This is a genomic window from Aquabacter sp. L1I39, from assembly GCF_017742835.1.
In the GTDB taxonomy this organism is placed as follows: Bacteria; Pseudomonadota; Alphaproteobacteria; order Rhizobiales; family Xanthobacteraceae; genus L1I39.
Genome location: NZ_CP072392.1, coordinates 2,045,379 through 2,070,107 on the forward strand (window position 1 = coordinate 2,045,379; position 24,729 = coordinate 2,070,107).

The following is a 24,729-nucleotide window of genomic DNA, read 5'->3' on the forward strand; positions in this document are numbered from 1 at the left end:
CGTCGGCAGATTGAGTTTACGCGAAGGCTAACCGCGCCGATGTTTCAGAAAATCCTCATCGCCAATCGCGGCGAGATCGCGCTGCGCATCCTGCGGGCCTGCAAGGAGCTCGGCATCGCCACCGTCGCTGTGCACTCCACGGTGGATGCGGACGCCATGCATGTGCGCCTCGCCGACGAGAGCGTGTGCATAGGCCCCCCGCCCGCCCGCGACAGCTATCTGAACATCCCCTCGCTGCTCGCCGCCTGTGAGATCACGGGCGCGGACGCGGTGCATCCCGGCTACGGCTTCCTGGCCGAGAATGCCCGCTTCGCCGAGATCCTGAACGACCACAACATCCACTTCATCGGCCCCAAGGCGGAGCATATCCGCATCATGGGCGACAAGATCGAAGCCAAGAAGACCGCCCAGCGGCTGGGCATTCCGGTGGTGCCCGGCTCGGAGGGCGGCATCCACTCGGACGAGGAGGCCCACAAGGTCGCCGCCGAGATCGGCTTCCCGGTGCTGGTAAAGGCCGCCGCCGGCGGCGGCGGGCGCGGCATGAAGGTCGCGCTCACCGCCGAGGACCTCTCCGCGGCGCTGTCCACCGCCCGCTCGGAGGCCAAGGCCGCCTTCGGCGACGATGCGGTCTATCTGGAAAAGTATCTGGGCAAGCCGCGCCATATCGAGGTGCAGGTGCTCGGTGACGGACGCGGCCATGCCATCCATCTGGGCGAGCGCGACTGCTCGCTGCAGCGCCGCCACCAGAAGGTCTGGGAAGAGGCCCCCTCCCCGGTCATCACCGCCGCCCAGCGCGCCGAGATCGGCGAGACCGTGGCCAAGGCCATGCGCGAGATGAAGTATCTCGGCGTCGGCACGGTGGAGTTCCTGTACGAGAACGGGGAATTCTACTTCATCGAGATGAACACCCGCATCCAGGTGGAGCATCCGGTCACCGAGATGGTCACCGGCATCGACCTGATCAACGAGCAGATCCGCGTCGCCGCCGGCGAGCCCTTGACCCTCACCCAGAAGGACGTGGTGATCGAGGGCCATGCCATCGAGTGCCGCGTGAATGCGGAGCACCCCACCACCTTCCGCCCCTCGCCCGGCCGCATCACCCATTATCACGTGCCCGGCGGCCTCGGCATCCGCGTCGACAGCAATGCCTATCAGGGCTACGCGATCCCGCCCAATTACGATTCACTGGTGGGCAAGCTCATCGTCCACGGCAAGACCCGCGACGAATGCCTGATGCGTCTGCGCCGGGCGCTGGACGAGTTCGTGGTGGATGGCATCGACACCACCTTGCCGCTCTTCCGCACCCTGGTCCGCACCAAGGACATTGCCGAAGGCCAGTATGACATCCACTGGCTGGAGCACTTCCTCGCGCAAGGCGAGGGCAAGGGGATCTGAGGTTGATCTGAGGTGGGTCTGCGGAAGGCGGTGCGGGCATCGCGCCCGCAATCCCTCGGCCCGCCATCCGTTGCTCGGACGCGCCGCCGGCCTCAGCAGGCGGCGCGAGGCCAAGGCTCAAGCGCGGCCGCACGGACCGGAGGACGGCTCAGGCGAGGCCAAGGGCAGGACGGACAGCATCCGCGATGCGCCGCCGACGCGCCCGCCGCGCGGGGATGCGCCATCTCCCGCGGCCCGACCGGGGCCTTCGGCCCCGGCACCTCAGCCGGCCTGCGGACCGCTCACTCTTCCTCTTCGAGGCTGAACTGCTTCAGCTTCTCGTCATAGACGAAGGTCTCGCCATAACGGCCCCAATTGACCACGGCGAGCAGCGATTCCTCGGCGAAATCCTCGGACATGTGGTCTTCCAGCTCGTCCGCGAAGCGCGACCACGGGGCCTTGTGACTGGGACGCTCCTCCAGCACCCGGCGGATGTGCGCGGCCAGCGGCACATGGGCAAGGAGATGGTCCGCGAACAGGCGCTTGCGCGCCTCCACTTCCGCGCCCACGAATTCCCGACCTGCCTCGGTGATGAGGATGTCACCGGCGGCGATCTCCGCGAACCGCAGCATCTGAAGTGCCTCGGCCACCGGGAACAGGCTGTCGGCGGGCATGTGCAGGCTGTCGGCCAGCTCCGGCAGGTCCGCCTTGCCGTTATAGGGCGGGTCCGCCAGCTCTTCGAGAAGGCCGGCCAGGATGTTGGTGGAGATGGGCTGGAGGTGCGAGGTGAGCGTCGCCGCCTCCTGCTGGAGATGGTCGTGGCCCTGCAGCGCCGCGCCGGGGCCGGCCCGGTTGGTCATGCGGGCATAGATTTCCTCCACCAGCGCGCGGAAGTCCGGCGCGAGGCGGTCACGCGGATGCGGCAGGCTGATGGGCATTTCATAGGCCACCCGGCCCGGATTGGACGAGAAGATGAGGACGCGGTCGCACATGAGCACCGCTTCCTCGATGTTATGGGTCACGATGAGGATGGACTTGATGGGCAGGACGCCATCGGTCCACAGGTCGATGATGTCGGTGCGCAGCGTCTCGGCAGTCAGCACATCGAGGGCCGAGAAGGGCTCGTCCATGAGCAGGAGGCGCGGATGCACCACCAGCGCCCGGGCAAAACCCACACGCTGGCGCATGCCGCCGGACAATTCCTTGGGATAGGCGCTCTCGAAGCCGCCGAGGCCGATGAGGTCGATGGCCTGCTCCGCCCGGCGCCGCCGCTCCGCCGCGTCCACGCCCAGCGCTTCCAGGCCGATTTCCACATTTTGGAGCACGGTCAGCCAGGGGAAGAGGGCGAAGGTCTGGAACACCATGGAGATGCCGGGGCACGGCCCGTCAATCTTCTTGCCGCACCAGGTCACCTCGCCCGCATAAGGCGGCACGAGCCCGGAAATGATGCGCAGCAGGGACGACTTGCCGGAGCCGGAGCGGCCGAGCAGGCCGACAATCTCGCCTTCCTTGATGGAGAGCGAGACATCGTCCAGCACCAGGATGCGGTTGTTGTCGCCCTTGCGGTAGGACTGGACCACATGGGAGACGCCGAGCAGCGGTGTATCCGCCGCGGGAGAGACGGTTTCGAGCATGGTCGGTCTCCTCAGTCGAGGCGCAGACGGCGGGCCGCGAAGGTGAACATCGGGCGCCAGAGCGTGCGGTTGAAGGCGATCACATAGAGCGACATGACGGCGATGCCGAGGGTCACGCGCGGGAAGTCCGCCGCCGTGGTGGCATCGGCGATATAGGCACCCAGGCCCTCGGCCCTGAGCGTGGTGTCACCCCAGCTGGCCACCTCGGCGACGATGGAGGCGTTCCAGGAGCCACCGCTCGCGGTGAGCGCACCGGTGACATAATAGGGGAAGACGCCGGGCAGGATCACCTTGGTCCACCAGTGCCAGCCCCGGATGTGGAAGGAATTGGCGGCTTCCCGCAGGTCGTTCGGGAAGGCGCTGGCGCCGGCGATGACGTTGAACAGGATGTACCACTGGGTGCCCAGCACCATGAGCGGCGACAGCCACACATTGGGATCAAGCCCCAGCCGCACGATGGCCACCACCGCAAAGGGGAAGACGATATTGGCCGGGAAGGCCGCCAGGAACTGGGCGGCCGGCTGGAGGGCAGTCGCGACCTTCGGGCGAAGGCCGATCCACACCCCCACGGGCACCCAGATGAGCGAGGCGAGGAAGATCAGCACCGCCACGCGGATGAGGGTCAGAAAGCCCAGCCACACCACATGGCCCACTTCGGCAAGACCCACCTCGCGGCCCACATAGGTCACGACGATGTAGGCGCCATAGATCGCGCTCGCCACCACCAGCACGGTCCAGATCCGGTCCATGGTGGGGCTCGTCCAGGCGGCCTCCACCTTGCGCGGAACGCGCACGGGGGAGCGCAACGGCATGCGCGCCGTCACCTTGGCCAGCGCGCCGACAGGGGTGAGGATCATCTGCAGCAGATGCGCCCGCTTGACGAGGTCGAGCACCCAGGACTTGGGCGCGGGCCCGCCCGCCGACTGCTCGAACCGGAACTTCTCCGCCCAGGCCACCAGGGGGCGGAAGAGAAGCTGGTCATAGAGCAGGATGATGACGAGCATGGCGATCACCGACCAGGCGACGGCGCCGAGGTCCCGGTGGTCGATGGCGGTGGCCACATAGGCGCCGATGCCGGGAAGCGTGATGGTGGTGTCGCCCACCGTGATGGCTTCCGAGGCCACCACGAAGAACCAGCCACCCGACATGGACATCATGGTGTTCCACACGAGGCCCGGCATGGAGAAAGGCACTTCCAGCCGCCAGAAGCGCTGCCAGCCGGTGAGGCGGAAGCTGTCCGACACCTCCACCAGGTCGCGGGGCAGCGTCTTCAGCGACTGGTAGAAGCTGAAGGTCATGTTCCAGGCCTGGCTGGTGAAGATGGCGAACACCGCCGCCAGCTCCACGCCGATCACCCGGCCGGGGAACAGGTTCATGAAGAACAGCACGGTGAAGGACAAAAAGCCCAGCACCGGCACCGATTGCAGGATGTCCAGCACCGGGATCAGCACCATCTCGGCGCGCCGGCTCTTGGCGGCGATGGCGCCATAGACGAAGGTGAAGATCAGCGAGCAGACGATGGCCGCCAGCATGCGCAAGGTGGTGCGCAGCGCGTATTCCGGCAGCGACCAAGGGTCCAGCGAGATGGGCGTCTGCTCCATCTCGGCAATCGGAACCAGCGTCTCCTGCGTGGCGTGCGTGATCAGCGCCAGGAAGGCGAAGATGATGGCGAAGGCGAAGAGGTCGAAGGCGCTGAAATAGCGGGGGCGCACCGCCGCGGGATCGGGTCTGGAGCCGACAGGCTGGAAGAGCATGATGCGGGTCCGCTGCGAACGGGCTGAAACGCGGACGGCACCGCAAGGTGGGTCCATCGCGGCCAGTACAGCGCGTTCGTGACAAAATGACTACAGCCTGTTTCCAGTTGCGCTGCCGCTTTCCACCGCAGCTTTGCTGCACCGCACATTCGAAGGCGCTCCGAGAAGAAAAGCGGCAAAGCGCCACATCGCCGCCCCGCTTGCATGCGCTTTTATGACCCCATGAGCAGGCCGCGCGACAAAATCGTCGAAATCACCTCGGACGTGCTGCTGAAGGCCTATGCCTGCGGCATCTTTCCCATGGCCGAAAGCGCCGAGGATCCCGGGCTGTACTGGATCGAACCGGAGCGGCGCGGCATCATCCCGCTGGATGGCTTCCACGTCTCCTCGCGCCTTGCGCGCACGGTGCGATCCGACCTGTTCGAGGTGCGGGTCGACAGCGATTTCGAAGCCGTCATCGCCGGCTGCGCCGCCTCCCAGCCAGGGCGCACCAAAACCTGGATCAATGCCCGTATCCGGGCGCTCTATGGCGAACTCTTCCGCCGCGGCCATTGCCACACGGTGGAGGTCTGGCGGGACGGGCAGCTCGTCGGCGGGCTCTACGGCGTCCGTCTCGGCGCCGCCTTTTTCGGGGAGAGCATGTTCCACACCGAGCGGGACGCCTCGAAGGTGGCGCTCGTGCATCTGGTGGCGCGGCTGAAGGCGGGCGGCTTCCGGCTGCTGGACACCCAGTTCGTCACCTCCCACCTCGCCACCTTCGGCGCCGTGGAGGTCAGCCGGCGGGCCTATCAGCGCCTGCTGGACGAAGCGGTGCGGGCGAGCGCCGACTTCTACTTCTGGCCGGCGGACTTGGCCGTGCCCGGCGGGGTCGCCTTGCAGTCAATCAGCCAGACGTCATAGATCGGGTGCTCCACGGCATGGAGGCCCGGGCTTGAGGCGAACATCCAGCCCGTGAAGATGCGCTTGGCCTCGCCCTTCAAGGTGATTTCGTTCACCTCGGTGAAGGAGGTGGTGTTGGGCGTCTCGGTGGGCGGGCGCGTATAGCATACGCGCGGCGTCACCTGGAGCGCGCCGAACTGCACGGTCTCGCCGATGGCCGCCTCGAACGAGGTGATGCGCCCGGTGATCTTGTCGAGGCCGGCATAGACGGCGGTGGGGTTGGAGATGCGCTCCGCCGAGGGCTGGACCACCACATAATCGTTGCTGTCGCCGGCGGGCGCCTGGCTGCCCGGAGCGACGGGAGGGGTGGTCACGGGGGTCTGCGGCGCAGCCGGCGGCTGCTGCTGCCCGCTGGGCGGCGGGAGCTGGGCGCCAGGCTGGGCAGTACGGGGCGCGCCGGGCGGCGGCAATTGGGGATATTGCGGACGGGCAGACTGGCTGGGCGCGGCGGCCGGCGGTTGGCCGACACTTGCCGGCGGCAGCAGCGGTGCCGATTCGATCCCGTTTCTCGACTGCGCGTAGGCCACCGATCCCGCAGCGAGCAGCGTCGCAATGGCCAGGAACGACGCGGAGCGGGACATCACCATGTCAAAACCATTTCCAGGGGCCGGCCGCCGGGCGGCTGGATTGCCACGAAGCTGGGGAGGATGGGTCGTCCCGCCGCCGGTCTCCGTTAACACCGCCATTGCGGCCACGGAAGGGCAAGGAGGCCGGACGCGCCCCATGCATCCGGCCGGAACAGACATGGAGCGGGGGGCGCGCCCCTCCAGGATCAGCGAACCGTCGGGGGACGCAGGGCGCAAGAACGCCCGCGCGGCGCAGTGAGCCGTTCAGGCCCCGCGACTCACGCGCCCATCACTCGCCGGGCGTCCAGGCCGAATAGTCGCCCGTGACGCGCGGACGGGCGCGGCCGGCGAGCACGGAGCCCTTGGGGCGATAGGCGGCGGGGGTGCCGGTGAGGTTGCGGTGGTGCGGCTTCTGCCACGACCGGGGAACATAATTCTCCGCCGTGGGCGGCACGTCGGTGCGATGGTGGATCCAGCCGTACCAGCCGGGCGGAATGGCGCTCGCCTCGGCATAGCCGTTATAGATGACCCAGCGCCGCTCGAAGCCGAGAGTGGGATCGACGGCACCGTTGCGGGTGCGGAAATAGCGGTTGCCGAACTCGTCCTGGCCTACGAACTCGCCGAAGCGGCGGGTCCACCATGCCGTGCCGATCGTCTGCTTGTTCCACCAGGTGAAAATGTAAAGCAGCAACTCTTTCACGATCCGCGCCTCGCTCGATTTCGGGCGGAACATGCCATTCCCGCGCCCGGGTGTCCACGCCTTCTCGCCGTCGGCTCGCTGTTCCGGTTTCGGCACCGCTGCGTCTATTCAATTTATAGTTGCAATTACAGTGACGCACACCCGTTGCTCTGCCATTCTCGCCAGGCAACCGGACCGTTCCCCCGAGGTCTCGAGGTCGGGGACTGATGGCCGGTATCGACGCCATGGTCGGCGGACGACCCCTCAGTCCTGATGAAGGCGTCGGATCGAACGCCGCCCAAAGTCCAACCGGAGGAAAAGACGATGACCGACACGATCGACCCGATCGAAGCCGCTTTCGAGGCATTTCACGAGAATGCGGACAGCATCGGAACCCAAGTGGCCGCCGCCCTGCTGGCCCATCGCATTCGCGCCCTTCTGACCGCGACGCCATCCTTGGCGCCGCAACTGGTCGCGAAGATTCCGGCTGATGACCTGTCGCTCTCGCAGCGTGGGAAGAACAGAACCGTTCTCCTTGCCTATCGGGCCGCCTTTTCTGGTTTGCGTGACGCCTTTTACGACCTTGCCCAGGCGGAGGATGTGTCATCGGCGCAGGCCATTCTCGCGGCGGCCAAGGACGGAGATTCCAGTCTTGGCAGCGCCTTTGACGCTGAGGTCGCCTATGAAGCCGGGCAGAGCCCCACCGACCTGTTGGCCAACCGCTATCCGGCAACCGAAGCGGGCATCGATGCGGCACTTGCAGCCTATGCCAAGGTCATTGACCCGGCGCAGGTTACGCCGCCGCGCATATATCCGGCGCCGCCCGCAATGGCGGGAAATGACCTCAGCCTTGCCATCGGCAACATCCTCGCGGCGAAGCCGGCCTTGATCGACACGCTCATGGGCAAGATGCCCAGCTATGATCAGATGTTGGCTCAGATGGACCCCAACAACACGGATGCAGCAAACGACAACGCCTTGATTCAAAAGGGTCGCGGCATGTTTCGGGGCATAGCGGTGGGCTTCGTGACCCTTTGCGAGTCGCACGATCAGGCCGATGCGCAGATGCTCTACGACAAGGTCAAGGCGATGACGCCCGAAAATTGGGCGGTCGAGTTCGACCATTGGCTGAAGCAGACTTACGGCAAGGGCGCCGCCGATTGGCTTGCCGTTGCCAGCGACGGGACAAAATGACGGCGACTTGCGCGCGCAGGGGCCAAGACGACCATAGGAGAATGCCCCGCTGAGCGAAGCAGGCTCCGGCTAGAGCGCGATCCGATCAGATTGAATCAATCTGATCGGTGAATCGCCCTCTCACTCATTGAGAGAGAATGCGTGATCCGATCAGCCTGCGGTGCCGGCTGATCGATGCATGCTCTAGCAGACGCGCGCTAAGGCAGGATCAAAGTGACCACATACACGAAGAACAGCACCAAGTGCACCAGCCCGGTCAGCGTATTGGTCTTGCCGGTGCCGAAATTCACCACCGACAGCAGCAGCGCCAGGAGGAGCTGAACCCGATCCTCCTGGTCAAGGCCCAGCACGATGGGCCGCTCCAGGAGGAAGGACATGGCCACCATGACCGGCATGGTGAGGCCGATGGTGGCGAGCGCCGAGCCCAGCGCCGTGTTCACCGCGCGCTGCAACTCGTTGTTCCGGGCCGCGCGGATGGCGGTGATGGTCTCCGGCAGCAGCAGCATGGCCACCACCACGGCGCCGATGACGGCATCGGGGTCAGCCAGGTTGAGCGGCAGGATCATGCGCTCCACGCCATCGGCCACATGGTCCGACAGCATCACCACGCCCAGGAGGCTGACCAGCAGGAAGACCACCGCCCGCAGCGCGGCCGCACCGGAGGGCCGCTCGTCGTCCTCGCTGTCCCCGTCCAGATAGTCCAGGCGATAGCGGACCGTCTGCATGAAGAGGAAGGACAGATAGAGCAGCACCACCCCCACCATGATGAGGGCAATCAGCTTGGGATTGCCGGAGCCGGTGAGGCCGGCGGAGGTCTCGCCCGGCAGGATGAGGCCGATCACCGAGATGGAGATGAGAACGGACAGGAACCCCGTCACCCCCTGCTGCTGGAAGCCCTGCTGGTAGTGGCGCAGGCTCCCCACCAGAAGGCAGATGCCCACCACCCCGGTCAGCACAAACATGACCGTGGACAGAACCGCCTCGCGCGGCAGGGTGGGATTGTTGGAGCCGTTCAGCATCAGCGAGGCGAGGACCGACACCTCGATGACGGTCACCGAAAAGGTCAGCACCAGCGTGCCATAGGGCTGCCCCAGCCGTGCCGAAATGCACTCGGCATGCTTCACCGCCGAGAAGGCGGAGCCCAGCAGCAGGAAGGTGGCCGCCAGCGCCGCCAGATCGGAAAAGGGCAGTTGAACGATGGGGGCAGCCAGAGCGAGCCCCACCGCCGACAGCGGCAGCACATAGGCATAGGCCGGAATGGCCATCACCAGGCTCCGGCCTAGAGGGAAATGTCGAACCCCTTCGCCTTGCGATCGGCGAGCAGGCACAGATAGCAGGCGGCAAGGCTGGCCCCCGCCAGCGCGGTGATCTCCGCGTGGTCATAAGGGGGGGAGACCTCCACCACGTCGAAGCCCTTCAGGTTGAGCCCGCCGAACTGGCGCAGGATGGAGATGGCTTCCCGGCTGGTAAGGCCGCCGCACACCGGCGTGCCGGTGCCCGGGGCAAAGGCCGGGTCGAGGGCGTCGATGTCGAAGGAGACATAGACCGGGGCATCCCCCACCCGCTCGATCACCCGCCGCGCCACCTCGCGCGGCCCGAGCTCGGCTGCGGTGAAGCCGTCGATGATGTCGATGCCATAGGTCTGGGGCGCGTGGGTGCGGATGCCCACCTGCACCGAGCGGTCGACGCGGATGAGGCCGTCCTTCACCGCGCGGGTGATCATGGTGCCATGGTCGACCCGGTCGCCGTCATCGTCCCAGGTGTCCTGGTGGGCGTCGAACTGGATCAGGGCCACCGGCGCGCCGAGCTTGGCCACCAGGGATTTCAGCACGGGATAGGTGAGGAAATGGTCGCCGCCCAACGTCACCAGATGGGTGCCACGGGCATGGTGCTGGGCCGCCTGGGCCTCGATGGCGCCGGGAATGGAATGCGCGAGGCCGTAATCAAACACGCAATCCCCCGCATCGGCCACGTCGAGCCGGGCGAAGGGGTCAAAGCCGAAGGGATAATAGGGATCGCCATCCAGGATGGAGGACGCCGCCCGCAGCGCGCGCGGCCCGAAGCGCGTGCCCGGGCGGTTGGAGACGGTCACGTCCAGCGGAATGCCCCACACCACCGCCTCGGCCCCGCCGCCATCCTTGGCATACCGCCGACGCAGGAAGGAGGCCGCGCCGGAATAGTTCGGCTCGGTGGACTGGCCGAAGCGGAAGGTGGAATCGAGGGCCCGGTCGACCGGCCGCGGAAACAGGGGATCAGCGCTCATCACACTCACTCTGCCTTGCCGCGGGCAACCGCAGCACGTGTCGCCGCCGCCGACTTAGCCTTTCCCCCGCGCGCTGGGCAAGAGCGATGCAAGGTCAAGCGTGGCCTTACACAGAAGCATGGACGCTCAGATGGCGTATTCGCCGATCTGGTGGGCCTTGGGTGGCCGGCAATCCACGGCCCCGCCCGCGTCCGGGAACAGCCGGGCGCGGTCGAACCGCACCGAGACCTTGGTGCCCACAGGCACGCGCACGGCCGGCGCCACATTGGCCTCCACGAGGCCGCCGCCCACTTCCACTTCCAGGAGGCGGGTGGCGCCGTGGCGGCGGAAGCCGCGCACCACCCCGTCCGCGCCGGGGGTGCCGGCCATGGAGACGGTGATGTCGTGGGGCCGCACGAACAGCAGCCCTCGCCCTTCCGGTACCGCCTCAACGGGCGCGGCCACCACGTCGCCCCCAGCGCGCACCAGACCTTCGCCCACGCTCACCGGCAGGCGGCTTGAGGCGCCCATGAAGCCGAACACGTCGGGGGTTGCGGGGCGGTCATAGACATCGTCCGGCGTGCCCACCTGCTCGATGCGGCCCTGGCTCATGACCACCACGCGATCGGCCAGTTCCAAGGCCTCTTCCTGGTCGTGGGTCACGAACAAGGTGGTGTGGCCGGTCTGGTCGTGCAGCGCCCGCAGCCAGGCCCGCAATTCCTTGCGCACGAGAGCATCCAGCGCCCCGAAGGGCTCGTCCAGGAGCAGCACCTTAGGCTCGATGGCGAGCGCCCGGGCGAGCGCCACGCGCTGGCGCTGGCCGCCGGACAATTGGGCCGGGAAACGGCCGCCATAGCCCTCCAGCTGCACGAGGGCGAGCAGTTCCTCCACCCGGCGGCGGATCTCCGCCTCCGACGGGCGGGTCGCGCGGGCACGGGAGCGCAGGCCATAGGCGATATTGTCGGCCACGCTCATATGGCGGAACAAGGCATATTGCTGGAACACAAAGCCGATGCCGCGAAAGCGCACCGGCACCTGCGCCGCATCCACGCCGTCGAACAGGATGTGGCCGGTATCGAGCTGTTCCAGCCCCGCCACCGACCGCAGCAAGGTGGTCTTGCCCGAGCCGGAGGGACCCAATAGCGCCACCAGTTCGCCGGGCTCGATCTTCAGCGAGATGCCCGACAGGGCGCGATGGGGCCCGAAGGTCTTCACCGCGTCTTCAATCGTCACCGCGACCGTCATGATCCGTCCCGTCAAGAAGCGCGCCGGGCAAGCGCAGGGCGCTGCGTCACCGGCTGAGGCAGGCCTTATGCCACGAACGGGCGGCCCGGCAAACGCTCGGCCGCCTTACCGGGTGAGCGCGCGGCCAAAGAAGACCACCTTGCCGGTGGGGGTGGACAGGTTCATGGCGGCCGGCTCCAACGTGACCTGAAGCATGCCGGACATGAGGCCCGCGCGGCCCACCTCCCCCAGCGCGCCGGCAGGGCAGCGGCCAGCTTCAGTGAAGGTGCACAGGGCCCGTGTGCCATGCGCGTGGGAGACCAGCCACATGCGATAGACCATGCCCGCCGGGGGCGCCTCGTCCAGCTGGCGCACCACCACGTCGCCGGCCTCCGGATCGAAGGCCAGCACCATCTGGGGATGGGGCGCGGACTTGAGCGGCGCGAACACATCCGGCGGCGGCGGCTGGCGATGCGCCTCCCGATAGGCGACAGCGGCCCCGCCGATGAGGCCGGCCACCAGCAGCAGCCCCGTGGTCAGCCGCCAGGGATTACCGCCCTCCGATGCCGGTCCGGCGGGAGGCAAGGCTGTGCCTTCCTGTCCCGTGGGGGCGGGCCGGTCCAGCACGATGTCGAAGGGGCCGCGCGGCGCGACCGGCGGGGGCACCTGCTCGGGAGCGCCTGGCTCGGCCTCTTCCGCGCGCGGCAGCGCGGACCCAGGCGCTGCGGGACCTGTGTCCTCCGGCAAGGCGGGATCGGACGATACGGGCGCAATCCCCTCCCCTGCCCCTGGCTGGGGTGCGGGGCGGGGTGCGGACGCAGGCTCGGATACGGTGTCGGGCTCTGGCTCGGGCACCACCCGGTCGTCCCCCGCTGCGGGCGCATCCGCCGCCGCGTCGGCGCCGCGGGGGGCGGATGCGGATTCGACCGGCGCCTCGGGCTGCATCGGGCGGGCATCGTCCCGGTCCGGCCCGGACGGGACCGCCGGGGGGACCGCTTCGGCCGCAGGCCGGATTGTGCCATCCGGCGGCGTGGAGAGAAGCACGTCGGCAGGCGTCGGCTGCACGGTCGGCGCCGCGGAGGTGTCGGGCGGTGGGGCCTCGGGCGATGGGGTGTCCGGCGACGGGATGTCCGGGCGCGGGATATTGGGGAGGACGGGAGCGGCCGCCGCCCCATCAGAAGGCGACGCGCCGTCCAACGCGCCGGACAGAGGGGGCGCGGGGAGCGCAATCGCCGCCTCTCCTTGCGCAGGCTGGAGCGGTGGCCCCTCGGCGACAGGCACGGGCGCGGGCGCGTCTGCCGAGCGGACTGCGCCAGGGCTTACGTCCTGCGCCGCCGGCGGGCCGGCGAGCGGCGCAGCCTCCCCTGCCCTCAGGGGAACGGATTGCGCGGTGATCGCCTCCTCGGCAATCTCAACGCCGTCGGCGGGGGCATCGGAGGGGGCATCGGGCGAGGCTGTTCCCAGGTCCTCCGGTGCCGGCACGGGCAGGGCCGCGAGGATGTCGTCCCACAAGCCCTCCGGCGGGCGCACGGCGGGGGAGAGCACATGAAGCGGCGCCAGGCGCTCTTCCCAAAGGCGCACCAGGGCGGCGAAGTCCGGGTCATCCGCGCGCCGGGCACGGGCCTGCGCGCGCTCGTCTCCATCCAGCGTGCCGAGCACGAAGGTGGCCGCCAGGCGCCGGATATCATCGGGGGCCATCATGATTGCAGGCACGCATCGAGTTCGGCCACCGAGCGCCAGATCCAGGTATTCACCGCATGGGGCGGGGCATCGAGGTAAATGGACAGGGCATCGCGGCTCCAGCCGTCATAATAGGCCAGGAGCAGCATGCGGCGCCGGTCTTCCGGCAATTGGCCGAGGCAGGTGAGGAGCTTGAGCAAAGCGGGCGGCCGCTCGGGGCTCGCCAGAGGATCGTCCGCCTCGTCATCCACCTCGAACGGCTCGAAGCCCGTGCCGCTCTCTGCCCGCCCACGGGCAGCATCGAGGGCATGGGCGCGCACGCGCGCGGCCATCCGGTCCACCAGGCGGTCCGGCGGGCCGAAGGCGGCCACATCGGCGAAGAGATCGAGATAAAGGGTGCGTGTGGCCGCCCGCGCCGGCGCCTCGTCCCGTAAGATGCGCAAGGCGATGCCGTACATGCGGGGCGCGGTCGCGTCATAGAGGCCGCGCAAGGCGTCCCGGTCACCGGTCGCCAGCCGCTCCATCAGCCGTTCCGCATCGAAGGGATCGGTCACGACACTCCCGTCTGGCGCGCGGGCGCCGCTCAAGCCTCAGCCGGTCGGCGCGCGGGACGCCAAACGACACGCCATCTGTCATACGCGGACTTGTTCCCGCATGCACATGCCGCATGCAGCGTGGAGCCAGCAGGCCAAGACGCCGCCATGCGCGCACGCGCCCGCCCCGCCGACAATCCGCCAGGGCCGGGGCCACCTCACATACGGGCGGTCTCTCCATGCCGCCAGGCGACGCGGCGGTCGAGGCCCTCGCCGTCGGAACCGCGTTCCCGCTCACCGGCGGCTTCCGCCAGTTGCAGCTGGGTCTCCGCCTCGTTGAGCACGTCCAGCGCATCGGAGCGCTGCACCCGCAGATCCTGGCACGAGCGCACCAGATTGTCGCGCCGCTGCCGCGCGGCGGCCGCCACGGGGGGATAGGCGAAATGCCGGGGATCGGTAATGCCGGTCCGCGCCTCCTCGGCCGCGATGTCGCGGTCGAGGTCGCTCGCCATGCGCTCGAATTCACCGATCATCGCATCGATCTGGGACAGCCGGCGACGGGCATCCTCGATCTTGAACCGTTTGGCGCGGATCAGGGGTTCACGCGACTTCATGGAACGCCATACTCCGAAGTGCATCACTGAACGCTGTGGTCCGCTCGGGACCTGTTGGGCGAGCATGGGGCACACCGGTTGCGCTTTCCTTACCGCCACGTCGGGACGGTGGGAAATTTACGCCCGGGCAGCGCGTGGAAACCAATCGTTTACCGCCTTCATTAATGATGCTTCCACGGTTCGGACGCGGCTCGCGAAACCTCCGGCGCAAGCACTTGCCTTGCGCCTCATGGGTTTTCAGGGCTTTCGATCCCGGTCCGAGCGTGCCGGCAAAGTGTTACCGCGCACATTCTCGGTTCAGGGTCGACGTCCGATATTTCCGGTCTCGGAAGGGAGTGCGACGTTACGGCGGCACGGGCTTGAAAAAACGTAAGTGCTTGGAACAGAGTCAGTCTTCGCGTTCATGCACAAAGTTTTTCAAACCGACTCTTGCCCGCATGAATCCTTGTCGGTTATCGATTCATCATACGTAACGCGAATCACACTGTCTGTCGGGACCGCGAGGGGCGGCACGCCGCCTTTCGTCTTGGTTCGAGGAAAGGGATTGCCATGCGCGTCTTGCTCATCGAGGACGACAGTGCGACGGCCCAAAGCATCGAATTGATGCTGAAGTCCGAGAATTTCAACGTCTATACGACCGACCTCGGTGAGGAAGGCGTGGACCTGGGCAAGGTCTACGAATACGACATCATCCTGCTCGACCTGAACCTCCCGGACATGTCCGGCTTCGAGGTGCTGCGCGCCCTGCGCGTGGCCAAGGTCAAGACCCCCATCCTGATCCTCTCGGGCCTCGCCGGCACCGAGGACAAGGTAAAGGGCTTCGGCTTCGGGGCGGACGACTATCTCACCAAGCCGTTCCACAAGGACGAGATGGTGGCGCGCATCCACGCCATTGTGCGCCGCTCCAAGGGGCATGCCCAGTCGGTCATCCAGACCGGCGACCTGATCGTGAACCTCGATACGAAGACCGTCGAGGTGGAGGGCACCCGCGTGCACCTCACCGGCAAGGAGTACCAGATGCTGGAGCTCCTTTCCCTGCGTAAGGGCACCACCCTCACCAAGGAGATGTTCCTCAACCATCTTTATGGCGGCATGGACGAGCCCGAGCTGAAGATCATCGACGTCTTCATCTGCAAGCTGCGCAAGAAGCTGGCGAATGCGTCCGGTGGCAAGAATTACATCGAGACCGTCTGGGGTCGCGGCTATGTGCTGCGCGAGCCGGTTCCCGGCGCCGAGCGCATGGCGGTGTGACGCCCAGGCCGCCTTGGCGGCCGGTTCCCTGGCACCTTTCTCCGAAATGGCCTCGCCGGACCCGGCGGGGCCATTTTCGTATGAGGCGGTGCTTCGCAGACGATCAGTGGGCGGGCATCACGGGAGCGCGCTCCTATGAGCTCATTGCCGCAGGCGAGATTTTCCGCCAGCTGGATGCTTTCTGCCGGTCCAATGCCCGCGTGGCTGCCTTGGTGAAGCGGCGCCTGATCCGGGCGGCCGCCCGCAGCGCCGCGGCGGCAGCGAAAGCCAGCTGAGCCGCGGCGTCAGCCGCGCCGCACCGGAGGCACATCGCCCCTTCCGCCCCTCGCGGCGACGGCACCATGGCCGACGCAAAGAAACGGGCGCCCTCCATTCGGACGGGCGCCCGCTTTCGTATGAGAAGGCTCAGAGCCGCCTTTGAGAGCATTTCCGAGCGACGTGGATACCCCTTCGCGTGAAGGACATGCGTTAAACCCAGGCGGCGCGCTGCGGGGTCTCCATGAATTGTTGACGCGCCCTGGGCCCGGACAGCAAGACACAGGGGGCGAAGCGGCCCTGACGCGGCCGCCGGCCTCCCTCAGGCCTTGACCAGCGGCACCTTGGGCACATGGCGCCCGGGGCCGGCGCCGCCGGAAGACCCGCCGGATTTCGGCCCGGCCTTGGGGCCGGACTTCGGTCCACCCCCGCCGGAGCCGCCCTTCGGCCGGCCCTTGGACGGACCGCCCTCCTCGCCCTTGCGGCGCGAGGCGCGCTTGGGGGCGGTGGGGGTGACCTTGTCCGGCTTGGGGGTGACAGGCCCGTCCGGGAAGGAGAAGCCGAGCTTGGACTTGGCGCCCTCGCCCTCCACCACCACCCGCACATGCCCGCCGCCCTTGAGGGCGCCGAACAGAACCTGATCGGCCAACGGGGTCTTGATATATTCTTGGATCACCCGCCCCATGGGGCGGGCGCCCATCTGCTCGTCATAGCCCCGCTCGATCAGCCAGGAGGTGGCCTCCTCGGACAGTTCGATGGTGACGTTGCGATCGGCGAGTTGGGCTTCCAGCTGGAGCACGAACTTCTCCACCACCTGGCCGATGATCTCGGGCGAGAGATGGGCGAAGGGGATGACCGCGTCCAAGCGGTTGCGGAATTCCGGCGCGAAGGTCCGGTTGATGGCCTCCACGTCATCGCCTTCCCGCTTGGTGCGGGTGAAGCCATAGGCTGCCTTGGACAGGTCCGCCGCGCCCGCATTGGTGGTCATGATGAGGATCACGTTGCGGAAATCCACCGACTTGCCGTTATGGTCGGTGAGCTTGCCGTGGTCCATCACCTGCAGGAGGATGTTGAAGAGGTCCGGATGGGCCTTCTCGATCTCGTCCAGCAGCAGCACGCAATGGGGGGTCTGGTCGACGCCATCCGTCAGGAGGCCGCCCTGGTCGAAGCCCACATAGCCGGGAGGCGCGCCGATGAGGCGGCTCACCGTGTGGCGCTCCATATATTCGGACATGTCGAAGCGCAGCAGGTTCACCCCGAGCACAGAGGCGAGCTGCTTGGCGACCTCGGTCTTGCCGACGCCGGTGGGGCCGGAGAAGAGATAGGAGCCGATGGGCTTCTCCGGTTCCCGCAGGCCCGCGCGGGCCAGCTTGATAGAGGCGGCGAGCGCCTCGATGGCCTTGTCCTGACCATAGACCACCCGCTTCAAGGTGCTTTCCAGCGCCGAGAGCACTTCCGCATCGTCCTTGGAGACGGACTTGGGCGGAATGCGCGCCATAGTGGCGATGGTGGCCTCGATCTCTTTCAGCCCGATGGTCTTCTTGCGCCGGGCTTCGGGCACAAGCATCTGCGCCGCGCCGCTCTCGTCGATCACGTCGATGGCCTTGTCGGGCAGCTTGCGATCATGGATGTAGCGGGCGGACAGCTCCACCGCGGCCTTGATGGCCTCGTTGGTGTAGCGCAGCTTGTGATAGTCCTCGAAATAGGGCTTGAGGCCCTTGAGGATCTCGATGGCGTCCGGAACGGTCGGCTCGGCCACGTCGATCTTCTGGAAGCGCCGCACCAAGGCGCGGTCCTTCTCGAAATACTGCCGGTATTCCTTGTAGGTGGTCGAGCCCATGCACCGCAGCGAGCCGGAGGCCAGCGCCGGCTTCAGCAGGTTCGACGCATCCATGGCCCCGCCCGAGGTCGCACCCGCGCCGATGACGGTGTGGATCTCGTCGATGAACATGATGGCGTTGGGATAGGCCTCGATCTCCTTCACCACCTGCTTGAGGCGTTCCTCGAAGTCGCCGCGATAGCGGGTGCCGGCGAGCAGCGCGCCCATGTCGAGCGAGAAGATGGTGGCGGTGGCCAGCACCTCCGGCACGTCGCCATTGATGATGCGATGGGCCAAGCCCTCGGCGATGGCGGTCTTGCCGACACCGGGATCGCCCACGAACAGGGGATTGTTCTTCTGGCGACGGCAGAGCACCTGGATGGTGCGCTGGATTTCCTTGTCGCGGCCGATGAGCGGGTCAATCTTGCCCTCATTGGCCTTGCGGTTGAGGTTGACGCAATAAGCGTCGAGCGCATCCGCCTTCTTCTTGGTCTCGTCGCCGGATTTCGTCTCGGTCTCCTCCTCGGCGCCGCGCACGGGGCGGCTTTCCGACATGCCGGCCCGCTTGGCGATGCCGTGGGAAATGTAGTTGACGGCGTCATACCGCGTCATGTCCTGCTCCTGCAGGAAATAGGCGGCATGGCTCTCGCGCTCGGCGAAGATGGCGACGAGCACATTGGCCCCCGTGACTTCCTCGCGTCCTGAAGATTGAACGTGAATGACGGCGCGCTGGATCACACGCTGGAAGCCGGCCGTGGGCTTGGAATCGTCCCCGCCGCGCTGCACAAGATTGTCGAGCTCGGTGTCGACATATTCGACGAGATTTCGGCGCAGCTTGTCCAGATCGACATTGCAGGCGCGCATGACCGCGGCCGCGTCCTGGTCATCCACCAGGGAAAGAAGCAGGTGCTCGAGCGTCGCATATTCATGGTGCCGTTCGTTCGCCAAGGCGAGCGCGCGGTGGAGCGATTGTTCGAGGCTGCGTGAAAACGTTGGCATCGACACCTCTATCTGGCACGTCGCCCCAACCCCTGCCGGTATGAAGGATCCCGGCGCGTGCCCGCTCCGTTAAACTTTGTACCGGCCCGCCCCCCTTGCAAGACCCTCGCGGGTCCCTTTCATCCCATGTGACGACACCAAGCTTGTTCCAGCGTCACTTTTTTTCCATCACACACTGGAGAGGATGTTGGTGTTTGCGGGCAAAGTCCATCACCTGTGTCACTTTTGTTTCAGCGACCTCGTAGGTGTAGACGCCACATTCCCCCACCCCGTGGTGGTGGACGTGAAGCATGATGGTGTTGGCGGCTTCGCGGTCCTTGTTGAAGAACCGTTCCAGCACGTGCACCACGAATTCCATGGGGGTGTAGTCGTCGTTCAGCAGCAGCACGCGATAAAGGCTCGGCCGCTTGGTCTGCGGCTTGGTGCGCGTGATGACGGCTGTGCCGGGACCCGTCCCGCCTCCGCGGCGGGGCTTGTCTCCGGCGGCGGTCGGCGGCTGAAGGGTGGCGGCGCCCGAAACGGGCTCGGCTGAAATGGGGTCGCTGTATCTCATCGGCATCTTGCGCGCTGTTCCCGGTGACGCGACCGCGGACGATCTGCCATCTCGGCGCATGCCGGAATAATAGGAATGAAGGCCCGGCTTCGCCAGACCACTAAAGCCGGGAAAGCGCAAAATCATGCCTGCGGGCCTCAGCCCGGCAGGCTTCGCGAAAGCCTCGCGGCGTTCACTGGGCTGCGAGGGTTTCGCATACTGTTGCCGCCCGGGCAGGCCGGGCGGTCAACGCATGCGGGGCCTCACTGGACCTTGGCGAAGACGCCTTCGTAGGGCTTGTAGGCCTGCTTGTAGAGGTCGGAATAGAGCTCACCGATCTTGGTGCTCTCAGCAACCATCGCCTCGTAGGCGGCCTTGAAATAGCCCTGCTGGATCTCTACGGCCTGATCCAGGGTCTTGGCGCCGAGGAGCTTCTCCAGGGTGGAGGTGCTCAGCTCGAACGAGCTCTTGGTGTACTCGGCGACCTCGATGGCGATAGCCTGAGCGCCCTTGGACCACACGCCGAAGCTCTTCAGCGCCACGTCGACGTTCTCTTTGCCGAGCTTCTGCAGCTCTTCAGCGGACTGAACCATGGGATTTCCTTTCCTCGAGCCGGCACCGCCGGCTGCCCTGACAATCGGACAGTTTGCCCTGCCCGATCTGTATAATATGCACCGCAACATAAACGTCAACAATTTTGTGCACCGCACAAATACGGAGGCAGCGGGGTTTACGGCTTGGTAACTGCGGGTTTCTACCCTTGGAAACGGTCACATACCGAACGACACGACCGCGACGACGCGCCGGGCTTGCGGCGGCGTCGTGCCTTTTTGCCGGCCTGTCCGCCGAACCAAAACGGGACCAGTTTCATGCGTATTGCGCTTGCGAATGGCGCCTTTTCCATCAGGCTTCTCGCGGCAGTGACGGCGCTTGCCTTCGCCTTCACGGTCGGGTGCGCCGATGCGGCCGATGCCAAGAGCCAGAAGACCTCCCAGAAGCAGACGCAGGCCAGCAAGTCCAAGAGCAGCAGTTCCAAATCCGCCTCGAAATCCAGCAAGGCCAAGACCGCGCGGGCCCAGGACGACGAGGACGACGACACCCCGACCACGGGTCCGGGATGGCGCAGCGGCACCGCAGCGCTGATCGTCGACGCCAATACGGGCAAGGTCCTCTATGAGGAAAACGCCGACACCCAGTTGCACCCGGCCTCCGTCACCAAGGTGATGACGCTCTACATGCTGTTCGAGCAATTGGAGGCCGGACGGCTTCGCCTCGACAGCCAGTTACCCGTCTCCGCCCGCGCCGCCGCCCAATCGCCCTCCAAGCTGAATGTGCGCGCCGGATCCACCATCGAGGTGGAGGACGCCATCAAGGCGGTGGTGACACGCTCCGCCAATGATGTGGCCGTGGTGATTGCCGAGGCCATTGGCGGCGATGAGGCCACGTTCGGCGAGATGATGACGCGCAAGGCCCGCCAGCTCGGCATGACGCGGTCCCAGTTCCGCAATGCCTCCGGCCTGCCCAATCCGGGGCAACTGACCACAGCGCGCGACCTGGCCACCCTCGGCATCGCCATCCAGGACCGTTTCCCTCAATATTACAAATATTTCTCCACGCGCACCTTCGTCTATAAGGGCCAGTCGATCGGCAACCATAACCGGCTGCTCGGCCGCGTTGAGGGCGTCGACGGCATCAAGACCGGTTATACCCGCGCATCAGGCTTCAACCTCTTGACCTCGGTGCACAAGGACAATCGCTTCATCATCGGCGTTGTTCTTGGCGGTTCCAGCGGTCCCTCGCGCGATGCGCGCATGGCGAGCCTCATCGCCAACAATTATAACCGCGCCTATGCGGGTGCGCGCACAAGCCGCACCATCCAGACGGCCGCGAATGACACGCCGCCCCCGGTGCCCGCCATGCGCCCGGCCACGGTGGCCGAGGAGCCCGGACCGGTGGCCCCGCTCCCGGCGCCCCAGCGCCTCGCCTATGCCGCCGACCCGGTGGTCACCGCCGCCATTCCGGTACGCCAGACGGTGCAGGCGACGCCCGAACTGATCAAGCCGGTGGCGGTGAAGACCACGGCGATCCAGCGGCCCACCGCCCAGTCGCTCACGGCGCCCGGCTTCGCCACGCCCGGCACGCACACCCAGGCCTATGCCCAGGCCCCCCAGCCGGCGCCGGCCCAGAAGTTCCAGACCGCCCAGGCGCCTGTCCAGGCCTTGCCGCACCTGCAGCCCCCGGCGCGCCTGCCAGCCGGTCTCGCGGAAGAAGAGATCGCGCCTCCCGCGCTGGTCTGGGGCGCCCCCGTGCCCTCCAGCGAAGCGGCGCGGCCCGAGGCCCAACCCGTGCGCACTGCGTCCACCGCGCCGGTTGCCATTCCCACCGCCCGCACCAGCGCAGCGCCTGCCGGCGGCCCGCCCAAGCCCGGCTGGCAGATCCAGATCGGCGCCTTCAACGGCGAGAGGGAAGCCAAGTCCCGGCTGGATGCCGCCCTCTCCAAGGCCCGCTCTGCCCTTTCGGGCGCGGCGCCCTATACCGAGAAGGTGACGCGCGGCTCGTCCGACCTTTATCGCGCCCGGTTCGCCGGTCTCAGCGAAAAGAGCGCCAAGGACGCCTGCCGTTTACTGCAGCGAAATGATTTCGACTGCATGACTATACGCAACTGAGGAAACGGATTCGCGCGGGTTCAGCGATGCTTACGCAAAATGACATCCTTTGCCTGATTGACGCGAGCCGCAAGATAACCGGAGCCGCCCTGGTCGGGATGGAGCCGCTTCATCAGCGCCCGGTGCGCACTGCGCACCGCGGCCTCGTCCGCCCCCGGCTGAAGACCAAGGACCTCGTAGGCTTCCTCCTCGGACATCGCGCCGCGGTCCGGCCGGCCCGGATCGGCGCCGCCCCCCCGACCCGCATTGCCCTGTCCGTCTTCACGCCAGGCGGGCGCCCGGCGGTCGAGATAAGCTTCGAGTAGGGACAGGGACTGCGCATCCACCTGGGCGCGCAGGGCCAGCAGATCAGGTACCGCAAGGGCATCGAGCGCGGCGCCGGCATGCGCACCGGCCAGGACCTGGCCGCTCATGGCGCCGCTGTCATGGTCCAGCGCCATCTCGAACCAAGCCGAGCGCACCTTGGAGACGCGGGGCACCTTCGGGCCGCCCAGCCAGGAACCGAACAGGCCCGACAGCCCGCCGCCCGTCCGCCCCAGCAAGGCCAGGCCGATGCCGGCCAGGGGAATGGCGGCCGCGAACCGCCCCGTCACCAGCATCCCCGCCGCCGCGACGAAGGACAACGTCGCCCCGAGCTTCATGAGGTTCAAGGACAAGGCCTTGGGATTGGCCTTGGTCCACAGATGCGCCGCATAGAGCAGCACGGCGAGCAGGATCGCGCCGGCGATCAGAGCCACGGGGTCCGCCTTTCCTGGAGCCGGATCGGCCCGGACGCGCTCCGTCCGATCCAGGGCCCGCATTCACCACGTCATCAAAACCCTTCCCGCGCCGGCAGCATCGCCGCCGGGGGCCAGGACACCTGTCATACATCAGCCAGCCCGCACGGGCGATGGCGCAGCCGTCACGACTTCAGTGCCGACAGCAGCAGCCGCGCGCCCTGTTCGCGGCTCGCCTGGAGGGCCGGCCGCCCCCCCGCCGCATAGGCCGCGACCGCCCGCAGCAGGGAGCGCAACTGATCGCCCGCGCCCGGTTCGAAGCGGCACCAGGCGCCGCCGGTGAGGCGCGCCATCTCGCGGAACGCCGCCTCCACCCGCTGGTCGTATCCCTCCTGGAAGATGAACAGCTTGAGGCCCATCACGCCCAGGCGCCCGGCCTTGTGGCACAGCGCGTCGGCATCTTCCTCCAGCGCGTCCCCCACGAACACCGCCGCCTTGAGGCCGGAGCGCTCCACCTCCCCTTCCAGATGGCCGAGCACCCGGCCGATCTGCGTCTGCCCCCCCTGGCAGGCGATGGTGCCCATCAGCCGCCCGAGCGTCAGGGGATCCTCCACCCAACCGGAGGCTTTGCACTCGCTGGCACCGCGATAATAGATGAGCTTCACATCGAGCCCGCCGAGATCCGCCGCCGCCGCGAACAGCTCCGCCTGCAGCCCGCAGGCCAGGTCCCAGGTGGGCTGGCGCGAGAAAGTGGCATCGAGCGCGAAGGCAAGGCGCCCCCGGCCCACCGGACGCGGCACGGTGTGTGTGGCGGCCTTCAGGAAGGCGGCCACGTCATCGGCGGACGAGGTGCCGGTGGCGGGCAGGCCCTTGCCGTCCTTTCCGTCCTTGCGACTCATGTGGCGCCTCCCCGGCACGGAAGAGGTTCGTCGCAAGGCGGCGGACGGGAAAGCGGGGGGAGGGTCAGGCGATCACGCGGCAGCATGGCGAGAACATAAGCATGCCGCATGCCGGCACCAAGACCGCCTGCGCAGGGAACGGCTTCCCTCCGACCGCAACGCACACTAGTTTCCGCCCCCGAACGGCCGACCTCGCGCGCTCCGCCTTGGAAAACGCGACGCGGAGAAGCCGGCACGGGCAAAGATGCGGCGCGCGCCGGATGGTGATCGGCGCGGCTGGGGAGGATGAAATGGCGGAAAAGCCTCAGGTGGCCGAGACAGTGGCAGCGCTACGCCAGCATGTGAAGGCTTGGCGCGGGGCGGACGAGAGCGTGGCCCTGGTGCCGACCATGGGTGCCCTCCATGAGGGCCATATGGGCCTGGTGGAGCTCGCCCGCTCCAAGGCGCGTCGCGTGGTGGTATCCATCTTCGTGAACCCCACCCAGTTCGCGCCCAACGAGGACTTCTCCCGCTATCCCCGCACCTTCGAGGCGGATCTCGCCAAATTGGCCGAGGTGGAGGCGGACCTCGTCTATGCGCCCTCCCCCGCCGAGATGTATCCGCAGGGCTTTTCCACCGGCATCGTCATGACGGGACCGGCGCAAGGCCTGGAAAGCGACTTCCGGCCGCACTTCTTTTCCGGCGTCGCCATCGTGGTGTCGAAGCTGTTCCTGCAATGCCTGCCGGACTATGCGCTGTTCGGCGAGAAGGATTATCAGCAGCTGAAAGTGGTCACGCGCATGGCGCGAGACCTCGACCTGCAGCTGGAGATCGTACCGGGCCCCACGGCCCGGGAAGGCGACGGCCTCGCTTTGTCGTCCCGCAACCGCTATCTGAACCCACAGGAGCGCGCGACGGCCCCCGTCATTCACCGCTCGCTCCTCGCGGCCGCAGAGGCGATCCGCGCAGGCACTGCGCCCGACGCAGCCATGGCACGGGCGCGCGCCGCCATTTCAGAAGCGGGGCTGAAGGTCGATTATGTGGAGGCCCGGCATGCGGAGACGCTGGCGCCGCTGAATGGCGCAGGCGGACCCATTCGCCTTCTCGCCGCCGCCTGGCTCGGCACCACGCGCCTCATCGACAATATCGGCGTGTGAGAAGCGGGGCCTCCGGCCGCGTG

22 protein-coding genes are annotated in these 24,729 nt (G+C 67.1%); 7 read left to right on the forward strand and 15 right to left on the reverse strand.

The window, feature by feature from the left end; translation table 11 throughout:
• The first annotated feature begins 39 nt into the window (after positions 1-39).
• Positions 40-1,395 (forward strand): acetyl-CoA carboxylase biotin carboxylase subunit, encoded by a 1,356-nt coding sequence (gene accC / locus J5J86_RS08915; protein WP_209104527.1) that lies wholly within the window; start codon positions 40-42, stop codon positions 1,393-1,395.
• A gap of 281 nt (positions 1,396-1,676) precedes the next feature.
• On the opposite strand, the gene J5J86_RS08920 is transcribed toward accC, so the two are convergent.
• Both J5J86_RS08920 and J5J86_RS08925 read right to left on the reverse strand, forming a co-directional pair.
• The gene (locus tag J5J86_RS08920; protein WP_209104528.1) at positions 1,677-3,008 is read right to left on the reverse strand and encodes an ABC transporter ATP-binding protein; all 1,332 of its coding nucleotides are present in this window, start codon (positions 3,006-3,008) and stop codon (positions 1,677-1,679) included.
• A gap of 11 nt (positions 3,009-3,019) precedes the next feature.
• Positions 3,020-4,762: an ABC transporter permease gene (locus J5J86_RS08925; protein ID WP_209104529.1), complete on the reverse strand. Its 1,743-nt coding sequence runs from the start codon at positions 4,760-4,762 to the stop codon at positions 3,020-3,022.
• A 222-nt stretch (positions 4,763-4,984) separates the two neighbouring features.
• Between J5J86_RS08925 and aat the strand changes: the two genes are divergently transcribed.
• Positions 4,985-5,662, forward strand: a complete 678-nt coding sequence (aat, locus tag J5J86_RS08930; protein WP_209104530.1) for a leucyl/phenylalanyl-tRNA--protein transferase — start codon at positions 4,985-4,987, stop codon at positions 5,660-5,662.
• On the opposite strand, the gene J5J86_RS08935 is transcribed toward aat, so the two are convergent.
• Positions 5,593-6,282 carry a DUF2155 domain-containing protein gene (locus tag J5J86_RS08935; RefSeq protein WP_342449168.1) on the reverse strand — a complete coding sequence of 230 codons (690 nt, stop codon included), beginning with the start codon at positions 6,280-6,282 and terminating at the stop codon, positions 5,593-5,595. The two genes, aat and J5J86_RS08935, sit on opposite strands and share 70 nt — an antisense overlap.
• Before the next feature lie 274 nt (positions 6,283-6,556).
• Positions 6,557-6,967, reverse strand: coding sequence for an NADH:ubiquinone oxidoreductase subunit NDUFA12 (locus J5J86_RS08940; RefSeq protein ID WP_209104532.1), 411 nt, complete (start codon positions 6,965-6,967; stop codon positions 6,557-6,559).
• Positions 6,968-7,270: 303 nt separating this feature from the next.
• On the opposite strand from J5J86_RS08940, the gene J5J86_RS08945 reads away from it, so the two are divergent.
• On the forward strand, positions 7,271-8,140 hold the full coding sequence (locus J5J86_RS08945) for a hypothetical protein (protein WP_209104533.1): 870 nt from the start codon (positions 7,271-7,273) through the stop codon (positions 8,138-8,140).
• 197 nt (positions 8,141-8,337) lie between these two features.
• On the opposite strand, the gene J5J86_RS08950 is transcribed toward J5J86_RS08945, so the two are convergent.
• The 6 genes from J5J86_RS08950 to J5J86_RS08975 all read right to left on the reverse strand — a co-directional run bounded on the left by J5J86_RS08950 (position 8,338) and on the right by J5J86_RS08975 (position 14,433).
• On the reverse strand, positions 8,338-9,405 hold the full coding sequence (locus tag J5J86_RS08950; protein ID WP_209104534.1) for a calcium:proton antiporter: 1,068 nt from the start codon (positions 9,403-9,405) through the stop codon (positions 8,338-8,340).
• A 14-nt stretch (positions 9,406-9,419) separates the two neighbouring features.
• Complete coding sequence (gene speB / locus J5J86_RS08955) at positions 9,420-10,403, reverse strand: agmatinase (protein ID WP_209104535.1); 984 nt, start codon at positions 10,401-10,403, stop codon at positions 9,420-9,422.
• A 126-nt stretch (positions 10,404-10,529) separates the two neighbouring features.
• On the reverse strand, positions 10,530-11,627 hold the full coding sequence (locus J5J86_RS08960; RefSeq protein WP_209104536.1) for a sulfate/molybdate ABC transporter ATP-binding protein: 1,098 nt from the start codon (positions 11,625-11,627) through the stop codon (positions 10,530-10,532).
• Positions 11,628-11,732: 105 nt separating this feature from the next.
• Positions 11,733-13,307, reverse strand: a complete 1,575-nt coding sequence (locus J5J86_RS08965) for a hypothetical protein (protein WP_209104537.1) — start codon at positions 13,305-13,307, stop codon at positions 11,733-11,735.
• The gene (locus J5J86_RS08970; protein WP_209104538.1) at positions 13,304-13,840 is read right to left on the reverse strand and encodes a sigma factor-like helix-turn-helix DNA-binding protein; all 537 of its coding nucleotides are present in this window, start codon (positions 13,838-13,840) and stop codon (positions 13,304-13,306) included. The genes J5J86_RS08965 and J5J86_RS08970 overlap by 4 nt, the downstream gene beginning before the upstream one ends.
• Positions 13,841-14,037: 197 nt before the next feature.
• Positions 14,038-14,433, reverse strand: a complete 396-nt coding sequence (locus J5J86_RS08975; RefSeq protein ID WP_209104539.1) for a flagellar export protein FliJ — start codon at positions 14,431-14,433, stop codon at positions 14,038-14,040.
• Between the two features lie 549 nt (positions 14,434-14,982).
• Between J5J86_RS08975 and ctrA the strand changes: the two genes are divergently transcribed.
• Positions 14,983-15,684: a response regulator transcription factor CtrA gene (gene ctrA, locus J5J86_RS08980; RefSeq protein ID WP_209104540.1), complete on the forward strand. Its 702-nt coding sequence runs from the start codon at positions 14,983-14,985 to the stop codon at positions 15,682-15,684.
• An 80-nt stretch (positions 15,685-15,764) separates the two neighbouring features.
• The gene (locus J5J86_RS08985; RefSeq protein WP_209104541.1) at positions 15,765-15,959 is read left to right on the forward strand and encodes a hypothetical protein; all 195 of its coding nucleotides are present in this window, start codon (positions 15,765-15,767) and stop codon (positions 15,957-15,959) included.
• Positions 15,960-16,261: 302 nt separating this feature from the next.
• Here J5J86_RS08985 and clpA read toward each other — a convergent pair whose 3' ends face one another.
• From clpA to J5J86_RS09000, 3 genes are all read right to left on the reverse strand, one after another.
• Positions 16,262-18,757 carry an ATP-dependent Clp protease ATP-binding subunit ClpA gene (gene clpA / locus J5J86_RS08990; protein WP_209104542.1) on the reverse strand — a complete coding sequence of 832 codons (2,496 nt, stop codon included), beginning with the start codon at positions 18,755-18,757 and terminating at the stop codon, positions 16,262-16,264.
• 154 nt (positions 18,758-18,911) lie between these two features.
• Complete coding sequence (gene clpS / locus J5J86_RS08995; protein ID WP_209105326.1) at positions 18,912-19,310, reverse strand: ATP-dependent Clp protease adapter ClpS; 399 nt, start codon at positions 19,308-19,310, stop codon at positions 18,912-18,914.
• 242 nt (positions 19,311-19,552) lie between these two features.
• Positions 19,553-19,882 carry a phasin family protein gene (locus J5J86_RS09000; protein WP_209104543.1) on the reverse strand — a complete coding sequence of 110 codons (330 nt, stop codon included), beginning with the start codon at positions 19,880-19,882 and terminating at the stop codon, positions 19,553-19,555.
• 276 nt (positions 19,883-20,158) lie between these two features.
• Here J5J86_RS09000 and J5J86_RS09005 point away from each other — a divergent pair, with 276 nt between their 5' ends.
• Positions 20,159-21,955, forward strand: coding sequence for a serine hydrolase (locus J5J86_RS09005; RefSeq protein ID WP_209104544.1), 1,797 nt, complete (start codon positions 20,159-20,161; stop codon positions 21,953-21,955).
• A gap of 20 nt (positions 21,956-21,975) precedes the next feature.
• Here the strand turns inward: J5J86_RS09005 and J5J86_RS09010 are convergent, their stop codons facing one another.
• Positions 21,976-22,692 (reverse strand): DnaJ domain-containing protein, encoded by a 717-nt coding sequence (locus J5J86_RS09010; RefSeq protein ID WP_209104545.1) that lies wholly within the window; start codon positions 22,690-22,692, stop codon positions 21,976-21,978.
• A gap of 164 nt (positions 22,693-22,856) precedes the next feature.
• Complete coding sequence (locus tag J5J86_RS09015; RefSeq protein ID WP_209104546.1) at positions 22,857-23,570, reverse strand: VWA domain-containing protein; 714 nt, start codon at positions 23,568-23,570, stop codon at positions 22,857-22,859.
• 290 nt (positions 23,571-23,860) lie between these two features.
• Between J5J86_RS09015 and panC the strand changes: the two genes are divergently transcribed.
• Complete coding sequence (gene panC / locus J5J86_RS09020; protein ID WP_209104547.1) at positions 23,861-24,706, forward strand: pantoate--beta-alanine ligase; 846 nt, start codon at positions 23,861-23,863, stop codon at positions 24,704-24,706.
• The last annotated feature ends 23 nt before the right edge of the window (positions 24,707-24,729 follow it).